The sequence below is a fragment of the Salinicola halophyticus genome (assembly GCF_003206695.1).
Lineage (GTDB): Bacteria > Pseudomonadota > Gammaproteobacteria > Pseudomonadales > Halomonadaceae > Salinicola > Salinicola halophyticus.
In genome coordinates, this window is record NZ_PZJN01000007.1 from 107,795 (window position 1) to 125,054 (window position 17,260).

At 59.3% G+C, this 17,260-nt stretch carries 19 protein-coding genes; 12 read left to right on the forward strand and 7 right to left on the reverse strand.

All coding sequences use genetic code 11. From position 1 onward, the window contains the following. Positions 1-45: 45 nt before the first annotated feature. Entirely contained in the window at positions 46-1,044 is a 999-nt protein-coding gene (locus DOM58_RS11770; RefSeq protein ID WP_075560632.1) for a branched-chain amino acid ABC transporter permease, read from the forward strand. Continuing rightward, positions 1,044-2,354 carry a branched-chain amino acid ABC transporter permease gene (locus tag DOM58_RS11775; RefSeq protein ID WP_075560631.1) on the forward strand — a complete coding sequence of 437 codons (1,311 nt, stop codon included), beginning with the start codon at positions 1,044-1,046 and terminating at the stop codon, positions 2,352-2,354. The genes DOM58_RS11770 and DOM58_RS11775 overlap by 1 nt, the downstream gene beginning before the upstream one ends. Before the next feature lie 96 nt (positions 2,355-2,450). Here the strand turns inward: DOM58_RS11775 and DOM58_RS11780 are convergent, their stop codons facing one another. Next, the gene (locus DOM58_RS11780; protein WP_110693016.1) at positions 2,451-3,653 is read right to left on the reverse strand and encodes an ABC transporter substrate-binding protein; all 1,203 of its coding nucleotides are present in this window, start codon (positions 3,651-3,653) and stop codon (positions 2,451-2,453) included. 249 nt (positions 3,654-3,902) lie between these two features. Between DOM58_RS11780 and DOM58_RS11785 the strand changes: the two genes are divergently transcribed. The 4 genes from DOM58_RS11785 to DOM58_RS11795 all read left to right on the forward strand — a co-directional run bounded on the left by DOM58_RS11785 (position 3,903) and on the right by DOM58_RS11795 (position 6,995). Then, complete coding sequence (locus DOM58_RS11785; RefSeq protein WP_075560629.1) at positions 3,903-4,205, forward strand: hypothetical protein; 303 nt, start codon at positions 3,903-3,905, stop codon at positions 4,203-4,205. A gap of 178 nt (positions 4,206-4,383) precedes the next feature. Continuing rightward, complete coding sequence (locus DOM58_RS17580; RefSeq protein ID WP_168170618.1) at positions 4,384-4,560, forward strand: hypothetical protein; 177 nt, start codon at positions 4,384-4,386, stop codon at positions 4,558-4,560. A gap of 100 nt (positions 4,561-4,660) precedes the next feature. Beyond that, positions 4,661-5,431 (forward strand): trehalose-phosphatase, encoded by a 771-nt coding sequence (otsB, locus tag DOM58_RS11790; protein ID WP_075560628.1) that lies wholly within the window; start codon positions 4,661-4,663, stop codon positions 5,429-5,431. A 181-nt stretch (positions 5,432-5,612) separates the two neighbouring features. Next, positions 5,613-6,995 (forward strand): alpha,alpha-trehalose-phosphate synthase (UDP-forming), encoded by a 1,383-nt coding sequence (locus DOM58_RS11795; RefSeq protein ID WP_110693017.1) that lies wholly within the window; start codon positions 5,613-5,615, stop codon positions 6,993-6,995. A 257-nt stretch (positions 6,996-7,252) separates the two neighbouring features. Here the strand turns inward: DOM58_RS11795 and DOM58_RS11800 are convergent, their stop codons facing one another. Together DOM58_RS11800 and DOM58_RS11805 are read right to left on the reverse strand one after the other, a co-directional pair. Beyond that, positions 7,253-7,627, reverse strand: a complete 375-nt coding sequence (locus tag DOM58_RS11800; protein WP_110693018.1) for a hypothetical protein — start codon at positions 7,625-7,627, stop codon at positions 7,253-7,255. A 436-nt stretch (positions 7,628-8,063) separates the two neighbouring features. Further along, a complete protein-coding gene (locus DOM58_RS11805; RefSeq protein WP_110693019.1) occupies positions 8,064-8,438 on the reverse strand; it encodes a hypothetical protein in 375 nt (124 codons plus the stop codon). A 241-nt stretch (positions 8,439-8,679) separates the two neighbouring features. Here DOM58_RS11805 and DOM58_RS11810 point away from each other — a divergent pair, with 241 nt between their 5' ends. The 3 genes from DOM58_RS11810 (at position 8,680) to DOM58_RS11820 (ending at position 12,178) form a co-directional block, all read left to right on the forward strand. Then, positions 8,680-9,387: an SIMPL domain-containing protein gene (locus tag DOM58_RS11810; RefSeq protein ID WP_110693020.1), complete on the forward strand. Its 708-nt coding sequence runs from the start codon at positions 8,680-8,682 to the stop codon at positions 9,385-9,387. Positions 9,388-10,350: 963 nt separating this feature from the next. Beyond that, a complete protein-coding gene (locus tag DOM58_RS11815; protein ID WP_110693021.1) occupies positions 10,351-11,466 on the forward strand; it encodes an NADH:flavin oxidoreductase in 1,116 nt (371 codons plus the stop codon). A 304-nt stretch (positions 11,467-11,770) separates the two neighbouring features. Next, positions 11,771-12,178, forward strand: coding sequence for a VOC family protein (locus tag DOM58_RS11820; protein WP_110693022.1), 408 nt, complete (start codon positions 11,771-11,773; stop codon positions 12,176-12,178). Between the two features lie 233 nt (positions 12,179-12,411). On the opposite strand, the gene DOM58_RS11825 is transcribed toward DOM58_RS11820, so the two are convergent. Further along, on the reverse strand, positions 12,412-13,137 hold the full coding sequence (locus DOM58_RS11825; RefSeq protein WP_110693023.1) for an SDR family NAD(P)-dependent oxidoreductase: 726 nt from the start codon (positions 13,135-13,137) through the stop codon (positions 12,412-12,414). A 97-nt stretch (positions 13,138-13,234) separates the two neighbouring features. Between DOM58_RS11825 and DOM58_RS11830 the strand changes: the two genes are divergently transcribed. Then, positions 13,235-13,627, forward strand: coding sequence for a winged helix-turn-helix transcriptional regulator (locus DOM58_RS11830; protein WP_110693024.1), 393 nt, complete (start codon positions 13,235-13,237; stop codon positions 13,625-13,627). A gap of 312 nt (positions 13,628-13,939) precedes the next feature. On the opposite strand, the gene DOM58_RS11835 is transcribed toward DOM58_RS11830, so the two are convergent. After that, the gene (locus DOM58_RS11835; protein WP_110693025.1) at positions 13,940-14,227 is read right to left on the reverse strand and encodes a HigA family addiction module antitoxin; all 288 of its coding nucleotides are present in this window, start codon (positions 14,225-14,227) and stop codon (positions 13,940-13,942) included. A 223-nt stretch (positions 14,228-14,450) separates the two neighbouring features. On the opposite strand from DOM58_RS11835, the gene DOM58_RS17585 reads away from it, so the two are divergent. Beyond that, positions 14,451-14,639 (forward strand): hypothetical protein, encoded by a 189-nt coding sequence (locus DOM58_RS17585; RefSeq protein WP_188113814.1) that lies wholly within the window; start codon positions 14,451-14,453, stop codon positions 14,637-14,639. 153 nt (positions 14,640-14,792) lie between these two features. Here DOM58_RS17585 and DOM58_RS11845 read toward each other — a convergent pair whose 3' ends face one another. Next, positions 14,793-15,149, reverse strand: coding sequence for a hypothetical protein (locus DOM58_RS11845; protein WP_110693026.1), 357 nt, complete (start codon positions 15,147-15,149; stop codon positions 14,793-14,795). Positions 15,150-15,303: 154 nt separating this feature from the next. On the opposite strand from DOM58_RS11845, the gene DOM58_RS11850 reads away from it, so the two are divergent. Further along, positions 15,304-16,257, forward strand: coding sequence for a TIR domain-containing protein (locus DOM58_RS11850; protein WP_110693027.1), 954 nt, complete (start codon positions 15,304-15,306; stop codon positions 16,255-16,257). A gap of 244 nt (positions 16,258-16,501) precedes the next feature. Here DOM58_RS11850 and DOM58_RS11855 read toward each other — a convergent pair whose 3' ends face one another. After that, positions 16,502-16,834, reverse strand: coding sequence for a hypothetical protein (locus tag DOM58_RS11855; RefSeq protein ID WP_110693028.1), 333 nt, complete (start codon positions 16,832-16,834; stop codon positions 16,502-16,504). Positions 16,835-17,260 lie beyond the last annotated feature (426 nt).

Sequence of the window (17,260 nt, forward strand, 5' to 3'; positions counted from 1 at the left end):
CGGTATCCCCGGCCGCGAGACCCCGCTTTCAAGAGAGACCCTGTCGTGAATGAGCTGATCTATTTCTTCAACTACGTGGTGATCGCCGGCAGCGTCACCGGCTGCATCTACGCTATCGGCGCGGTCGGCGTGACGCTGATCTACAGCATCCTGCGCTTCGCGCACTTCGCCCATGCCGACATGATGACGCTCGGTACCTTGGCCGTGCTGCTGCTGACGCTGGCCTTTCCCCATGCCGGCGACCCGCTCGGCCTGCCCACGGCCATCGTCATGCTGCCGGTGGGGATGGCGATCACCTCACTGATCGCCGTGGGGATCGATCGCGCCTTCTATCAGCCGCTGCGCAATCACGGCGTCAAACCGATCGTGATGGTGATCGCGTCGCTCGGTGTCACCCTGATGCTGCAGGGTCTGATCCGACTGTTCGCCGGTACCGGCTCCCAGAATCTCTACGTCGACGCGCGCAAGGAGATCTTCCGCATCGACGTGCCCGGCGTGACCCGACCGATCATCCTCACTGAACCGCAGATCATTCTGTTCATCGTGACCGTGATCGCCGTGGTCGGGCTCCACCTGTTTCTGACGCGGGCCCGATTGGGCAAGGCGATGCGGGCGATGTCCGACAACCCCGATCTCGCCCGGGCCTCCGGCATCAACACCAAACTGATCATCACGCTGACCTGGGTCATCGCCGGGTCGCTTGCCACCCTGGCGGGGACGCTGCTGTCGCTGGATGTCGCCTTCAAGCCGGATCTCAGCTTCTTCCTGCTGCTGCCGATCTTCGCCGCTGCCATCGTCGGCGGCGTCGGCCACCCGTATGGCGCCATCGCCGGCGGCTTCCTGGTCGGCTTCGCCGAAACGCTGGCGGTGTTCAACTGGTCGGTGCTGCTCAGGCCGCTGCGCGATAGCCTGCCGACGTGGCTGGAACTCCCCAACAACCTCGCGCTGGTGGGTACCGAATACAAAATCGTCGTGCCCTTCTTCATTCTGATCGCGGTACTGATCTGGCGTCCGACCGGCATCTTCAAAGGGAAGGTGATCTGATGAATTCGACTTCCAATACGCCCAGCTCAGGGCAAACCGCGCCCCGCCGCGCGATGCCGAAGCGCGAACTCGTGCTGTTCGGCGGGCTCGCCATCGTCGTGCTCGCCGTGTTCGCGACCATGGGCCCGGCCTATTCCACGCGCATGCTGGTGGAAGCCTCCTGCTATGCGATTCTCGCCCTCGGCCTGACCATCCAGTGGGGCTACGCCGGCCAGTTCAATGCCGGCATCATGGGTTTCGTGGCGCTGGGTGGTTTCTCGGCAACGTTCTTCAGCATCCCCGTCAATCACGAATTCTGGGCGAGCGATCTGCCCGGCCGTCTGGGCTGGGTGCTGCTGGCGATGGTCGTGGTGACCGCGCTGGTCTTCGGCATCAGCCGGCTCGATCGCATCGGCGTTCCCAAACTACTGCGCACGACGCTGGCCATCGTTGCCGGGCTCGTCGGCTACCTGGTCGTGATCAGCTGGCTGCGCAGCGTGACCGGCGATATCGAATCCCAGGTGGAGTTCATCGGCGGCCTGGGCTTGCCGGTGTGGCTGGGCTGGATCGTCGGCGGTGTGCTGGCCGGCGGTGTCGGCTACTTCATCGGCCATATCTGCCTCGGCCTTCGCAGCGACTATCTGGTCATCGCGACCCTGGGCATCGCCGAGATCATCAAGGCGTTTCTCAAGAACTCAGACTGGCTCACTCGCGGCACCGCAACGATTTCGCCGCTGCCCTGGCCGGTGGCGGAACCCGGTGACGTCGGCTTTCTGACGGCGAGAGCGCTCTATCTCTCGGTGACCGTGGTGATGATCGCGGTGATCTTCTTCCTGCTCCATCGCGCCTATCACGCCCCCTGGGGCCGCATGATCCGCGCCATCCGCGACAACGAAGTCTCCGCCGCGGCCATGGGCAAGTCGATCAATCGCCGCCGTCAGGAGATCTTCGTCTTCGGCTGTATTTTGATGGGCATCGGCGGCGCGGCGCTGACCAGTTTCAACGGCCTGTTCGATCCGCAGGGCTTCCTGCCGCTCAATCACACCTTCCTGGTGCTGGTGATGGTGATTCTCGGTGGCCCAGGCAACAATCTGGGCACACTGTTCGGCGCCGTGCTGGTCTACGTGATCTGGATCATGTCGGGGCCGATGGCGCTGGCCGTGATGCACGCCTTCGTCGCACTGGGCTCGCACTGGTTCGACTGGCAGCCGGGCAATCTCGACAGTCGCGCATTGCAGGCGAGAGTGTTCGTGATCGGCCTGCTGATTCTGCTGGTGCTGCGCTTCGCCCCGCGCGGGTTGATACCGGAGAAGGTCGCGCATCACGATTGAGCGATTTTACGAAGCCCGAAACGCAAAACCCCGAGCCTGAGCTCGGGGTTTTGCTATCTGAACAGTGACGCCGATCAGTCGTCGGCGGCTCGCTATTTATTCACCAATCGCCCCCTTGGTGACGAACTTGCCATCCTCGACCGCCATTTCGACCACGATGCCCGGCACGTCGCCGTTGTCGTCGAACTCCTGGTTGCCGGAAGCGCCCTGATAGTTGATCTCCTTACCCTCTTTGAGCAACTTCTTGGCTTTCTCCCATTCACCCGGCAGGATCGTCTCGCCCGGCTCGGTGGCGACATCGCGAAGTGCCTTGGACAAGCCCTCGCGGTCCGCGCTGCCGTTCTTCTCGATGGCGAGTGCCAGCAGGAAGGCGGCATCGTAGGACTGCGCCGCGAACACCGCGCTCGGATCGATATCGGCCTTCTTCGCCAGATCGTCGAAGACATCGCCGCCCGGCGCATCCGGGGAGCCCGGACGTGTCGCGATCATGCCTTCGAGTACGTCGGCGCCGACCGCTTCGACCAGCGAGTTGCCGACCATGCCGTCGCCGCCGGCATACTGAGTGAACGCGCCGCTTTCGTAGGCCTGACGCAGGATCGTCTGGCCCGAGGTATCGGCGTAGGCGAGCACGACCAGCGTCTGCGAACCGCCGGAAGAGAGCTTGCCGATCTCCGAACGATAGTCTGCCCGATTGTCCTCATGCGCCAGATTGGCGGAGACCGAGCCACCTTCGGCTTCGAAGGTCTTGGTGAAGGCGTCGTCGAGGCCCTGACCGTAGTCATTGTTGACGTAGGTCACGGCGACATCCTCGATGCCCTTGGACAGCAGCAGTTTGGCCAGCTGCTCACCCTGGAAGGCATCGGAAGGCACGGTCCGGAAGACCAGATCGTTGTCGTCGAGATCCGTCACTGCCGGAGCGGTAGATGCCGGCGAGACCATCACCACGCCGCCGGGGATCGCGGCATTGTTGGCCGCCGCAATGGTGGCACCGGTACATAGCGCGCCGACGATCGCGGTCACTTTCTCACTGTTCACCAGGCGATCGGCAGCGTTGGAGGCAGCCGAGGCGTCCGAACAGGTCGTATCGCCTGACGGCATCACCATGTCTTCACCATCTAGCAGGCCGCCCTGCTCGTTGACCTCCTGCACGGCGAGCTTGGCGCCATCGAAGATCGGCGGCGTCAGGCTTTCGATACCGCCGGTGAAGCCCCCGAGAAATCCCACTTTGACATCCGCCTGGGCGACGCCGGCGCAGGCCGTGGTTGCCGCGATGGCGAGTGCGAGTACTGTCTTCTTCATCGTTGTTGTCGCTCTTTGTAGGGTCGTGAAAGACTTTTATGGGGTCGTGAAAGACGATGTTTACTCTGCTGGCACGGCGCCCAAAAGACAAGCATTCGTAACGGTTCGTGTCTCCACCTTTCGGCGTGCCTGACCGACCCCATGATAGCGCATGACGGGTGACGAACAGCGCCACTCTCGAGGCGACGGCAGACCGGACGATTAACGGCTACGCTGAACAGCACGCTTACCAATGTTAAGGAAACCGCTATGCACAAGCATGTTGAATGGGACACCCCGGGTGGCGCCAGCGTCGACGCTCACTACGCCAAGGATGAGCAGCATCGGGCAACGCCGCAGCCGGGAACGATGCTGACCGCTCGCTACCACGGCTCCACCGTGCGGGTGAAGGTAGAAGCCTACAAGGACGGCGTGAGCATCGGTAAGGTCGCCGCGCTGGTCGGCGACGACGGTGATCGCCACGACACCCACGGCGAACTCAGTGTCGGCGACATGGTTAGGCTTCCCGATGACAAGCGGGCATTCCAGGCGTCGGCCGCAGACGACGACTGAGGCGCGCGGGCAGGCAAGCGTTGCGATGGCTTGCCATGCCGACGAGACCGTTCACTCAGACCATCAGGACCGTTCACTCGAATCATCGAGAACGTTCTTTCGAACTATCGATAACGTTCTTTCGAGCCATCGAGACCCGTCGCTCAACCCTGAGCAACATCATCACGGAGGATGAAAAATGCAGAAACAAGCCCGCGTCGAACCGGTTTTCGACAGCAGCGACCTGAAAGACACGATCACCGGTTGGGTGGTGATCGACGAAAGCCAGCCCGACAACGAGAACGTCGTCTCCGAGCATACGACTCAGGAAGAAGCCCTGCGCGCCGCCGAGCAGTTCGAACAGGCCGAGCATTAAAGCGGCCGACATCCCGGACCCGACGGCACCAGAGCCGACGACACCGGACCGAGCTACGCCGATGGATCCGACCCTTCACTCAGAGAGCTCGCGCAGGCCCATGTCCAAACCCTCTTCGAACCGGCCTTCTTCTCGGCTGCCCCCGCCTCGTCGCGACTGGGCGCTGTTTCTCGATTTCGACGGCACCCTGGTGTCGCTCGAAGCCCATCCCGACGATGTCCACGTATCGCCGCGTCTGAAAGCGCTGCTCGGCGAACTCGACAGGACCTTCGACGGTGCCGTGGCGGTGGTCAGCGGACGCCCGCTGGATCAGCTCGAGCGACTGCTTGCGCCGGTTTCCCTGCCGATGGCCGGCATCCACGGGCTGGAGTGGCGCGACGCCGACGGCACGCGTCATACGGCAATCGACCAGCCCGCCCAGCTGGCTTCCTGTCGGGATGCCCTGGCAGCCTTCGTCGAGGGTCACCCAGGCCTGCACTACGAGGACAAGGGCGTGTCGCTGACGCTGCATTACCGTGGCGCCCCGGAGCTCGATGAAGCGTGTCACGAGTTTTTCGAGGCTCAGCATCGGGCCCTCGGCGACACGTTCGAGCTGATTTCCGGCAAGTGCGTCCTCGAGTTGCGCCCCGGCGGCTATCATAAAGGAACCGCCGTTGCCCGCCTGCTCGATGAAACACCGGCCTTCCAGGCGCGCACGCCGGTTTTCATCGGCGACGATGTCACCGATGAAGACGCCTTTCGCGTCGTCAACGCTCGCGGCGGCCATGCCGTGCGAGTCGGTAGCCAGGGGGAGACCGCCGCGAGCTGCTATCTCGAATCAGTACAGGAGGTACTGACATGGCTGGAGAGTCTGGCAGCGCAAGGCGCTTGACCCCACCGCGCGACGCAGAACACGACCTCGTACCAAGCCTTGTCGGCCCTTTCCCGGGTCTGCTCTCCCACGACCTGGACACTACCAAACCCGCGCTGTGGCGCATTTTCCCGCAGACCTACTGCAGGGTCGAGTCGATCGACTCGGCGTTGCATCTCAGCCATGGCTGAGAGGAGCCCGCATGACCCGTCTCATCGTCATTTCCAATCGCGTATCCATCCCCGAACCCGGCAAATCCGAGGCCGGCGGCCTTGCCGTGGCGATCACCGGCGCCCTCAACGAGTATGGCGGGCTGTGGTTCGGCTGGGACGGCCAGGTCAGTGAATCGCCCGCCAGCGAGCCCAACACCGTCGAGCGTGGCAACATCACCTACGCCACCCTGTCGCTGTCCCAGGAGGACTACGACGACTATTACCTCGGCTTCTCCAACGAGGTCCTCTGGCCGGTCTTTCACTTCAACCTCGGCGCCATGGATTTCCGGCTGAGCTACGCCAAGGCGTACCGGCGGGTCAACAAGCGCTTTGCCGGTGCGCTGAGCACTCTGCTCGAAGGCGGTGAGCTGATCTGGGTGCACGATTACCACCTGCTGCCGCTGGCCAAGGAACTGCGCCAGAAGGGCATCAAGGATCCGATGGGGTTTTACCTGCACATCCCTTTCCCCAGCTACGATCTGCTGCGCGCGCTGCCCGGCTATCGCGAACTGCTCGACGACCTGCTGCACTACGACCTGATCGGCTTTCAGACCAGTAACGACCTGCACGCTTTCCGCCAGGCGGCGATCGAGACCTTCGGCGCCGAGGTCACCGGCGATACCATCGAATGCAACGGCCGGAAGGTGCGCACCGGGGTTTACCCGGTGGGCATCGACGTCGATGAGCTGGCCGATGAGGCCGAACGCTCCTGTGCCAACGAACAGGCGCTTCAGCTCCAGAAAGATCTCGGCGAACGCGACCTGATCATCGGTGCCGATCGCCTCGACTACTCCAAGGGCCTGATTCAGCGCTTCAACGCCTTCGAAGCGCTACTTACGGATTTCGAACATCGCCGCCAGAAGACGATGTTCATGCAGATCGCCAGCCCCTCGCGCAGCGCGATTCCCGAATACGACGAGCTGCGCCGCCAGCTCGAGGAGATGGCCGGGCACATCAACGGCACCTACGCCGATCTCGATTGGGTGCCGGTGCACTATCTCAACCAGACCTACCCCCGCGACGCGCTGATCGGCCTGTTCCGCTCCGCCCGGGTTGGCCTGGTGACCCCGCTGCGCGACGGCATGAACCTGGTGTGCAAGGAGTTCGTCGCCGCCCAGGACCCCGACGACCCCGGCGTACTCGTGCTCAGCGAACTGGCCGGCGCCGCCAAGGAGCTGAGCGGCGCGCTACTGGTCAACCCCTACGATGTGCACGCCATCGCCAGCGCCATCGAACAGGCGCTCAACATGTCGCAGCAGGAGCGTCGCGAACGCTACCAGCAGATGATCGGCATTCTCAGGCGCAACAGCCTGCTCGAATGGCGCCGACGCTTCATGGAGCATCTCAGTCAGCAAAAAATTGATGGTCAGTAGAAAATCGACGGCCAGTAGAAGTTCGACGTAAGCGAGAATTAAAAGGCTGCGCACATAAAAAGCCCCGGACCAGGGGATGGACCGGGGAAGTTGGAGGTACAGGGAACCTGGAAGTACCGGCTAGCAAGTACCAACTAGCAAGAAGCGACTAAGAAGAAGCAAAAAGTGGTCGTGCCGGCTCGAGTGTCATACGGCTCGAGTTTCAATTCCTGTCAGGGCGCCCGGCAATCGGGCGCCTGCCGTCGCAGCGGTTTCGATCAGTCGAGGCTGGCGAAAGTCACTTCGACGTTGCCGCGACCGGTATCGCCGCCGCTGTTCACATTCTGCAGCCCCTGAGCGGCGGCCACGCTGTGACCCTCACCAATCAGGTCGTTGCTTCCACCGATGAGGTGGGTCCCGTGGCGGGTGGTCTCTTCGACGGTGGCCAGCGCGCGACCCGCTTCAACGCTATAGCCGCTGTTGAAGGTGTTCACACGGTAGTCGGTCGGCAGCGCCCGATAGCTGGAAGTCGTCTGCGTATTCAGCGTTTCATGCTGCTGAGCAAAAGCGCGTTGTTCCATGACACTGTTGGCCTGAGCGGCGGCCGGTAGTGCAACGGCCAGTGCGATAGCGGCGAGAATGCGATTTTTCATGTTGAACCTCCAATCATCTTCGTTTCAGTGGTTGGCCCCTTGGCCTAACCGATGACGAGATTATGGCGGGCATCTTATTAGCTGGCTAATCAGTTGGCCCGAATTCGAGTATCACCGGGATTGATGGACGCCAGCTCGGTCCCGCCGCGGTCGGCACTCCAAGACGGTCATCTCGTTACTGCCGGGCGTTGTCATGTCTGGCACCGCGATCGAGGCATCCTCGTTAGTTTTTGCACATGGCGTGGCCTGCCCTTTCACCCATAAAAAAACCCGATCCAGAGGATGGATCGGGGAAGTTGGAGGTACGGGTTTATCAAAGGTGCTGGAATCCCAAAGCACTGGAAATCAGAAGCACGGCAAACCTGAAAGTACCTGAGCAGTTTCGTCCTGTTTCGAGCGCCCGCTGGCCGGACGCAACTTGATCAAGCCTTATCGATCAATCGAGGCTGGCGAAAGACATTTCGACATTGCCCTGCCCGGTATCGCCGCCGCCATTGACGTTCTGCAGCGACTGCGCGGCTGCATCGCTCTGGCCTTGGCCGACCAGCTCGCTATTGCCACCAGCGATAGCGGTTGCCCGCTGCGTGATCGCTGCGACATAGGCCAGGGAATGATCGGCCGCGGTGCTGTGGCCACCGCTGACGGTATTGATGCGATAGTCGGACGGCAGCAACTGATAGCTGGAAGTTGTCTGGGTATTCAGCGCTTCATGCTGCTGAGCGAAAGCGCGTTGCTCCATGACGCTGTTGGCCTGAGCGGCGGCAGGGAGTGCAACGGCCAGTGCGATAGCGGCGAGAATGCGAGTTTTCATAGTGAACCTCCAATCATCTTCGTTTCAGTGGTTGGCCCCTTGGCCTAACCGATGACGAGATTATGGAGCTCACCTTATTAGCTGGCTAATCAGTCAGTCTGAAACCAAATATCACCAAGATTGATGGATAGAGTCACCGGATTGCCAGGCGGCGGCGGTCTACCCCACGGCACTGATAACCGGCTACGATACTGGCTATCAGGACAATGCCAGCAGACGGCTATGGAAACAGGAGAAAGCAATGCTAACGACACGCAGCGCGGTGATTCTGGGAGGCCTGCTGGCAATCGGCATGATCTGGGGTGGCAGCTATATTGAGGATGCCGCCGAGACCTGGCGAGACGCCGGTCGCAGCGTCACGGTCAAGGGGCTCTCGGAACGCGAGGTGCCGGCGGACATGGCGCTCTGGCCGCTGCACTACACCGTCACCGGCAACGAGCTGGAAACGCTGCAGCGTGACCTGACCGCTCAGGAAACCCGCATTCGCGAATTCCTGACCCAGCGGGGTTTCGAGACCGGCAACATTACCGTGACCTCCCCCCAGGTCACCGATCGATTCGCCAATCTCTATGGCGCCGACCGGCCCGACGAGCGCTACCAAGCCGAAGCCACGGTGCTGCTGCGAACCCCGGCGGTCGATAACGTCAAGAAAGCGATGCCCCAGACCGGAGAACTGGTGCGTGCCGGCGTCGTGCTATCACCCAACTACGATTACCGCACCGAATTCCTGTTCACCGGCCTCAATGACCTCAAGCCGGAAATGGTCGCCGAAGCCACCAAGGATGCCCGCGGTGTCGCCCAGCAATTCGCCAGAGACTCAGGCAGCAGTGTCGGCGCGATTCGCAGCGCCAGCCAAGGCTACTTCTCGATCGAGGATCTCGATAGCTACACCCCCGACATCAAGCGGGTGCGTGTCGTGACGACGATCGATTACGCGCTGGAGGAGTGAGGTATTCCGAGCTTTTTAACGTCTTTCTCCCTACAGACCACTTCACTTTGTCGCTCCAACCCTAGGATGGCATCTGCACTACTTCTTAGCAGCGAGTGCAACGATGCGCGATTCTGGTAGCTGATCTCCGCGTCTGTGGGGACGGGTAGTCAACCTCTCTCGATCAAGTCTGTAACGATTGATCCCCGCGCCTGTGGCGACGATGTAATCGCAGGCATTTTTTATATAACCAAATAGATCCGTAAACTTCCACCGGCAGATTTCCGCCATTTCGTTGGCGCCATATCTACAAAAATTCAATTATCAGATGATTACGACTTAGCCAATCTTTTCTACCAGCCGATAATAAATTGAGCACTTGATTCCCGGAGATTCTGTCTAGAGGCCACACGTCAATGGCCGACGATGGATATTACAAAACTGCTTAGTACACATTTTGTTATGAATTAAAATTTTTTTACTGTTCCCTTCAGGTAGATCTGTTCATTTCACATCGTCATCGGTGCCGCTTCGATGGGCTTTGTCACTTTTCTCTCATGTCACTTTTCTCTCATGTCGCTTTTCTCTCATGTCGCTTGGCGCGGAGCGGCGTGTGTTGCTGGCGCTCATTCCCCTGGCGCTACTGTGGGTCATCGCCGGTTGGTCGGTTGGAGCGTTCGGTTGAGGCTCAGTTGAAGACCTACTCCAAGTCAGAGCCCGATACCTTACTGATGCTGGAATCCCTGTCGTTGGCGCAGGGCTACGATGTGTGTATAGCCCGGCGGCAAGGGGTCATGTTGCATCGCATCGACCTGCGTTGAACACGTCCGCAATACCACTTACCACCCATGCCAATCTGATCGCGCAATGATCGCTCTCAGGCATGCGGTTTACTTGCATATATCTAGGCAAATTATGGTGCGTTCTTGTTACCTAGTTTTTCCTGTATATCATTTAGGTCTTTCCAAAAGAGGATGTGCTCTGATGACCGCTACCGATGTCTTATTTCGCCCATTACGTATTGGCGCCATGGAGCTGGCGAACCGCATCGTCATGGCACCCATGACCCGCAGCTTTGCAGTGGATGGGATACCCGGTGCGGCGCATGCAGCTTACTATCGCCGTCGGGCCCAAGGCGGGGTGGGCCTCATCCTCTCCGAAGGCACGGTGATCGATCGGCCAGCATCGCGCAACGACCCGGGCGTTCCGTTTTTCCATGGCGACGCGGCATTGTCAGGTTGGAAGGGCGCGATCGATGCGGTTCATGATGGCGGTGCCAAGATGGGCCCGCAGCTTTGGCACACAGGAGCGCTCAAAAGCTTCCTGACGGAATGGGTGCCGCCCTCGCCAGTCGAAAGCCCGTCTGGATTGGAAGCACCAGGCGTGGAGCGCGGCGGCGCCATGAGCGATAGCGACATCGCCGATACAATCGCCGCCTTTGCCCGCGCTGCCGTCGACGCAAAGCGTCTTGGCTTTGACACTATCGAGCTGCACGGGGCCCACGGCTATTTGTTTGACCAGTTCTTTTGGGCCGCCACCAATCGTCGGACCGACCGCTACGGCGGTGACACGATTAGTGAACGCTCACGCTTTGCCGCAGAGGTCATCGCGGCGGTCCGGGCGAGCGTCGGTCCCGACTTCCCGATCATCATGCGTCTCAGCCAGTGGAAAGTGCAGGACTTCACCGCGCGGCTCGCGGAAACGCCCGATCTCATGGCCGAATGGCTGACTCCCTTGGTGGAGGCCGGCGTTGATGTGCTGCACTGCTCACAGCGCCGATTCTGGGAGCCCGAATTCCCGGACATCGATGGCGAGCAGGGTCTGAATTTCGCTGGTTGGGCCAAGAAGCTGACCGGCGCAGCTACGATCAGCGTCGGCTCGGTCGGCCTTACGGAAGACTTCATGGGAGCATTCGGTGGGGAGGGCTCGTCTACGGCCAAACTCGACAAACTAGTCGAGCGGATGGAGCGCGATGAGTTCGATCTGATCGCCGTCGGCCGCGCCCTGATTGCCGATCCGGCATGGGTAGAGAAGGTACGTACCGGCAATAGCAGCGCCTTAAAGGGCTTCGACGCAGCGGCGCTTGCCGAACTGGTGTAGGAATTGAAAGCGCCGTTCGGGACGTCGAAACTAGTGGATCCGAAACGCGGAAGGATCAAGCTCGGCGTCAAAGATCGGAGACCTGGATGAAGGCGCAATCCATGAAAGCTGCTCGGCGCTGAGCGTCGAGCACACCCATGCCCTACATTTTTCGCTGATTCGACCACACGCGGCCAGTAATCCCATCACATTTCGCCTCACGTGGGTCAATTCGCAAGTCGATCAGTAACTTCTACGAGGATGCTGAGCGCTTCAACGGCGAGCTGCAGCCTTCGACCCTCATCACCAGCAGAAAGGTATCTTGATGATCCTGAAGACCTACACCCGCATCTTCACAACAGACCTCGAGTCGACCGTGACAACGCTCAAGTCAGTCCACGGCACGGAGCCGCATCTCAGGCTCAACTACGACCCATTGACGCTCGTCGGGATTGGCGATGTGCTCGTGATTGGTGGAACAGACAAGGCGTTGGAGCCGATCCGCGGCAGCCTCGGCCCTTGGATCGTGGAGGACATTGACGACACCAAGGGCAGGCTCCTGGCGAATGGCGCATCCGTGATGCGCGACATCAAAGCCATTCCGACAGGGCGAATGATGTACATGAAGCATGCGGACGGCAGCGTGGTCGAGTACGTCCAGTGGACGCCTGGGCTGGTCGAGCAGTACATCTTTGCACCACTGCGCGCCGGGACGCTGGCCTCGCAGATCTGACCGGGATGATAGACGCCGCCATGCTACTCTCCCAGTTCTATAAAGTTACCAACGCACGCAGCGTCATCATCTACCTTCGAAGCCGTCCCTGAAAGCCCGGCAAGGACTGAGCGCTCGACGAGCAGCGCCCCGACTTCTGAGCGTTCAGTCTCCACCAGCCATTGAATCCTGTCCTGCCAAGGGCGTCGATCGCCTGCAAGTGCCCCACCATGTGGCTCGGCAGGCGACGCAGATCAGACCTGCGCCATGCCGCCGTCGACCGGCAGCTCGGCCCCGGTGATGAAGCTGCTTTGGCCGCTGGCGAGAAACAGCGCGGCCGAGGCCACTTCGTCGGCACGACCCATACGGCCGAGAGGGATTAGCTTCGTCAGCGCCTTGCGCGCCTCCTCGGACGCCGCCGCCATCATGGCGGTGTCTGTTGGTCCCGGTGCCACGACGTTCACGCGAATGTTCCGGGGCGCCAGCTCGTTGGCCCAGGTCCGCGCGAACGAGCGCACGGCGGCCTTAGTTGCCCCATAGACGCCATAGCCTTGCGTGCCGATCGCGTCGGCGATCGAGCCCACTAACACGATAGAGCCACCATCAGGCATGATTGCCGTTGCAGCCTGGGCGGCAAACAGCAGCGCGCGCACGTTGAGGTCGAACGTCCGGTCGAAATGATCCTCACGGACGTCGTCGAGGGTCGCAAACTCGGAGATGCCGGCATTGACGACCAGCACGTCCACCCGTCCAGCCTCGCTGCTTACCGCCTCGAAGAAGGAGGCGAGCGCCGTCACATCGGCAGCATCGACGTGGCGCGCGCGCAGCTTGCCGGCTCCAAGCTCGACCGCCCACTCGTCACCGCGGCGGCTGGTGGCGTAAACGGTAGCGCCTTCCGCCGCGAAACGCTCTGCGATAGCGCCACCGATACCCCCATGGCCACCGATCACGACGGCAATTTTTCCTGAAAGAGTGCTCATACGTCCTCCCATCACTAGTGATGACGAACAAGCTATCATTCCTATATCTAATCACAAGAAGGCACCATGTAGTGCCTTACTATTGAGGCGTATACCCATGTCCAAAGACGTGCTCGAACTACCGCTTGATGTTACGGCGACGCGACCCATCCTCGAACATATCGCCAACAAGTGGACGGTACTGATCCTGACCGTCCTCTGCACGCAGCCGGCGCGATTCAACGATCTTAAGCGCCGCCTCGACGGCATTACCCACAAAGCTTTGTCTGACGCATTAAAGCGTCTGGAGCGTAACGGCCTTGTCAATCGCAAAGTCCTGCCAACGCGGCCGATCGGCGTCGAGTACACAATTACCGATCTCGGCTGCTCGCTACGCGAACCCTTCGCTGCACTTTACAACTGGGCGCTCGCCAACGGCTCGGCGCTGGAGAGCGCGCAATGTGCATACGACACATCGAGAAAGAATGAAGGGTTTGCGAAAGAGGTGTAGCAACCAGGGGTATGCTGCCTCCTTCGCACATTGTCCTCTGTCTGTGAGCGCTGGGCGTGTATATGACACCGCCTTGCGTCCAGAGCGGCAGCGAACCCCAGCAGGTACTTGAGCTGGATGCTTCATTCTTTCTGAGCTGCCAGGGCGGCAGCGCACGTTGATGAGCGTGGTGACGTCGGAGGCGTTGATTTCTGAGCTGCCTGGGCGGCAGCGCACATGGATAGCGGCCCGGCCACGTTGCAGCCGCTTTTCTGAGCTGCCTGGGCGGCAGCGAACCGCTTATCCAACAGACAGCGGCTGACAATGGTTTATTCACGCGCCCTGATCGAGGCGCACCACATCAGGTTGATCACGATGCTCCGCCTGCCATAACTCATAAGAAGTCTGACGAGCCATCCAGTGGCGTGCGGTACTCACACCCGCCCGCTCGAGACGGACCGCTAGATCGGGGCTGATACCGCCGTGCTGGTTGACGACCCGAGACAGTGCAACGCGTGTCACACCGAGACGTTTGGCGGCTTCAGTGATGCTGAGCCCCAATGGTTCGAGCACATCCTCGCGCAGACTTTCTCCGGGATGCGGAGGATTGAACATTGTCATTTTGGTTACCTCTAACCTGTACGACCAAGTTCCCTTATGGCGCCGATTGCCTGATGAACGTCATCAGGTCGAGGACACCGTACTGCTGCGAAGCCGGCCGGTCGATAACGTTAAGAAAGCGATGCAGACCGGAGAACTGGTGCGTGCCGGTGTCGTACTCTCCCCCAACTAAGATTACCGCACCGAATTCCTGTTCACCGGCCTCAATGACCTCAAGCCGGAAATGGTCGCCGAAGCCACCAAGGATGCCCGCGGTGTCGCCCAGCAATTCGCCAGAGACTCCGGCAGCCGTGTCGGCGCGATTCGCAGTGCCAGCCAGGGCTACTTCTCGATCGAGGATGTCGATAGCTACACGCCCGACATCAAGCGGGTACGAGTGGTGACAACGATCGATTACGCGTTGGAGAAGTGAGGTCAATTCGAGACGATCGCTTCCGGCCAAAAGCGGACTACCCCGCAAAATATTAGTAGGCTTCCATTTGAGCGTGGCGATATCTACAAAATTAGGGACAACTCAGTGGCGTGGCGGCTTCAAGCAAAACCTCCACCTCTTGGCGCTGCTGCTTCACCTATCGCGAGACGTTGTTTTAACTTCCTGTAGACGGAAATAACGATCTCCAGACTTGAGTGCCGGAAAGACCTCGCACTCGGCATATACCTGACTGTAGTGGACGTTCCTCCCCTGAATATTGAAGAAGATGGTTCCTGCTCCATAGTGGGGTTCGTGCTTGAGTTCATCAAGCGCACCGGTCTCTCCATTCTCCTCAGCTGCCTTGATAACCATGTCGCGTACTGTCTGTATTTCTGGGTCTTCTGCCTCCGCGAACACTACGAGCGACTTACTGGCGCTAAAGGCTCCACCAGTCCCTTGAGCTGTTCCGATACGGTTTAAGCAGATTTCAACGAGGGTGACGATTTCCATACCGCTTTCCTTCTTGTTGGTGTGAGGCGGGGAGGGTTTGGCTGCGCCGATCTGAATTGTAGTTCCCAGATGCTTGACGTAAGCATAAAGCTTTGTGTTCAGCGCACAATAGATTGTAAGATCGGGTAAAGCCTATCACTGGGGATTACTGATCTTGCCCAATGTTTTTTTCTCATACTGTCATGTTGACGAGGCGCTGCGAGATCAGCTTGAGAAGCAGCTTGCAATGCTCAGGCGGCAAGGGGTCATCAACACTTGGCATGATCGACGTATCAATGCTGGCCAAGAGATCGATGCTGCCATTGACGAACATATCAACAGCGATGAGATCATCCTGCTGTTGGTCAGCCCCGACTTCATCGCTTCCGACTATTGTTACAACATCGAGATGAAGCGGGCTATGGAGCGCCATCAAGCTGGTGATGCGATCGTCATCCCAGTGATCCTACGCGCATGCGATTGGCACTACGCGCCATTCGGCAAACTCCTTGGCACCCCTCAGGACGGAAAGCCAGTTACGTTGTGGCCTGATAGAGACGAAGCGTTTCTGCTGGTGGCGAAAGAGGTGCGTAAAGCAGCTGAGAAATTGCGTAGCAGGGACATCGGCGTCAGTCCGCAAACAGATCGCATCAACCTGACTACCTCCCACCAAGTAGTACCTAATGGCCCACGATCAAGCAATCTGCGTCTTACCAAGACCTTCACTCAGCTGGACAAAGACCGGTTCCAGCTCGACACCTTCGAGTACATCGCGCGCTATTTTGAAAACTCACTGAATGAACTTCAGGCACGCAATCCCGGTTTCGAGGGGGCATTCCGGCGAGTCGATGCCAATAGGTTCTCGGCAACCATCTATAAGGACGGTCAAGACGTTGCCAGGGCGACGGTCTTTGTTGGAGGCCAAATGGGTGCGGGTATCTACTATAGCCAGGGCGCCTCTTTCAGCGACAGCTCGTACAACGAGATGCTCACGATACAGGCAGATGACCAAACGCTCTATCTAACGAGCTTGGGAATGACTGCCCATAGAGGACGCGATCAGAAACTATCACAGGAAGGTGCCGCGGAGCTGCTATGGGAAGCCGTCATTGCTCCTCTGCAGCGTTAAACTGATTCCTGCCAGATATCCGTGGGACTGGAGCGCTTGCCAGAAATGAAAAAACTTAGGGCCGCCTTACACCATGTTTAGTCACCGGTATCGACTCCGGAAGCTGCATCTGGCGGCTGGCAGCTACCGGCCAAAAGCGGGCGTTCAGCCAAAAGTGGATATAACGCCTGCAGCATGCGCGCCCTTGGAGTGGAGCCGAAGGCGCAATGTAGAGGGCGTCGCCGTGCCTGCAATGGTTATGCAATTACACTGGAGATATAGCGACGCTATATTTACCGCCCATTTTCGGAGAACCACCCGCCACCGACAACTTTTTCCCTTCCTCACAATACCGATATTTTTGATACTGGGTGGTAAAGTCTAAGTGATAATTCTCTGCGACTAACTCGCCTGATTCTTCTATGCTTATCTGACCGTCTTGGTACCCATTACGTATGATTTTTACGTTTGTGATCTCTGATGCATTCCGGCTAGGGCTACGGTACTCAACAAATGCCCTGAAATTTAAGTTACCAACTTGATCTGTCTCAAGGTCGTGTGCGTCCATGAAGTCATGGATGGCATGAAAAGATTCCATTGATTCTCCTTATGCATAACGCCTAAGCTCAGTTGCCGCCCGAAGCGCGGCATCGCTTTGGGCGGTCAACTGCAGCTACATGTTAGGCGCGGGCGAGCTACCATCAGCCGGTATGACAAGCCCGCGAACAGTAAAAACATCCGTCTGATTGTGGATAGCGCTTTTTCGCTTCTTGTTTCGCTGGCCCACAACTCAAAAAATCGCCCAAATAAACGCGGTTTTCCGCAGAGGGCATGCGGCTACACCCTTCTCGATGCACCTCGTGGTCACCGTTCGCTTGCGCTCTAGAATTTACATAGTATCTCGCCATGACTATCTCCTCGGTATTGCCCACTAAACGGAGCTTATTAATTTCTTACTGCCTAACGCGGAGCTAAGCCGCCGGTTGGAGCGCCAGTGCAAACCGGTCGGCTTGAGCGGTTTGTT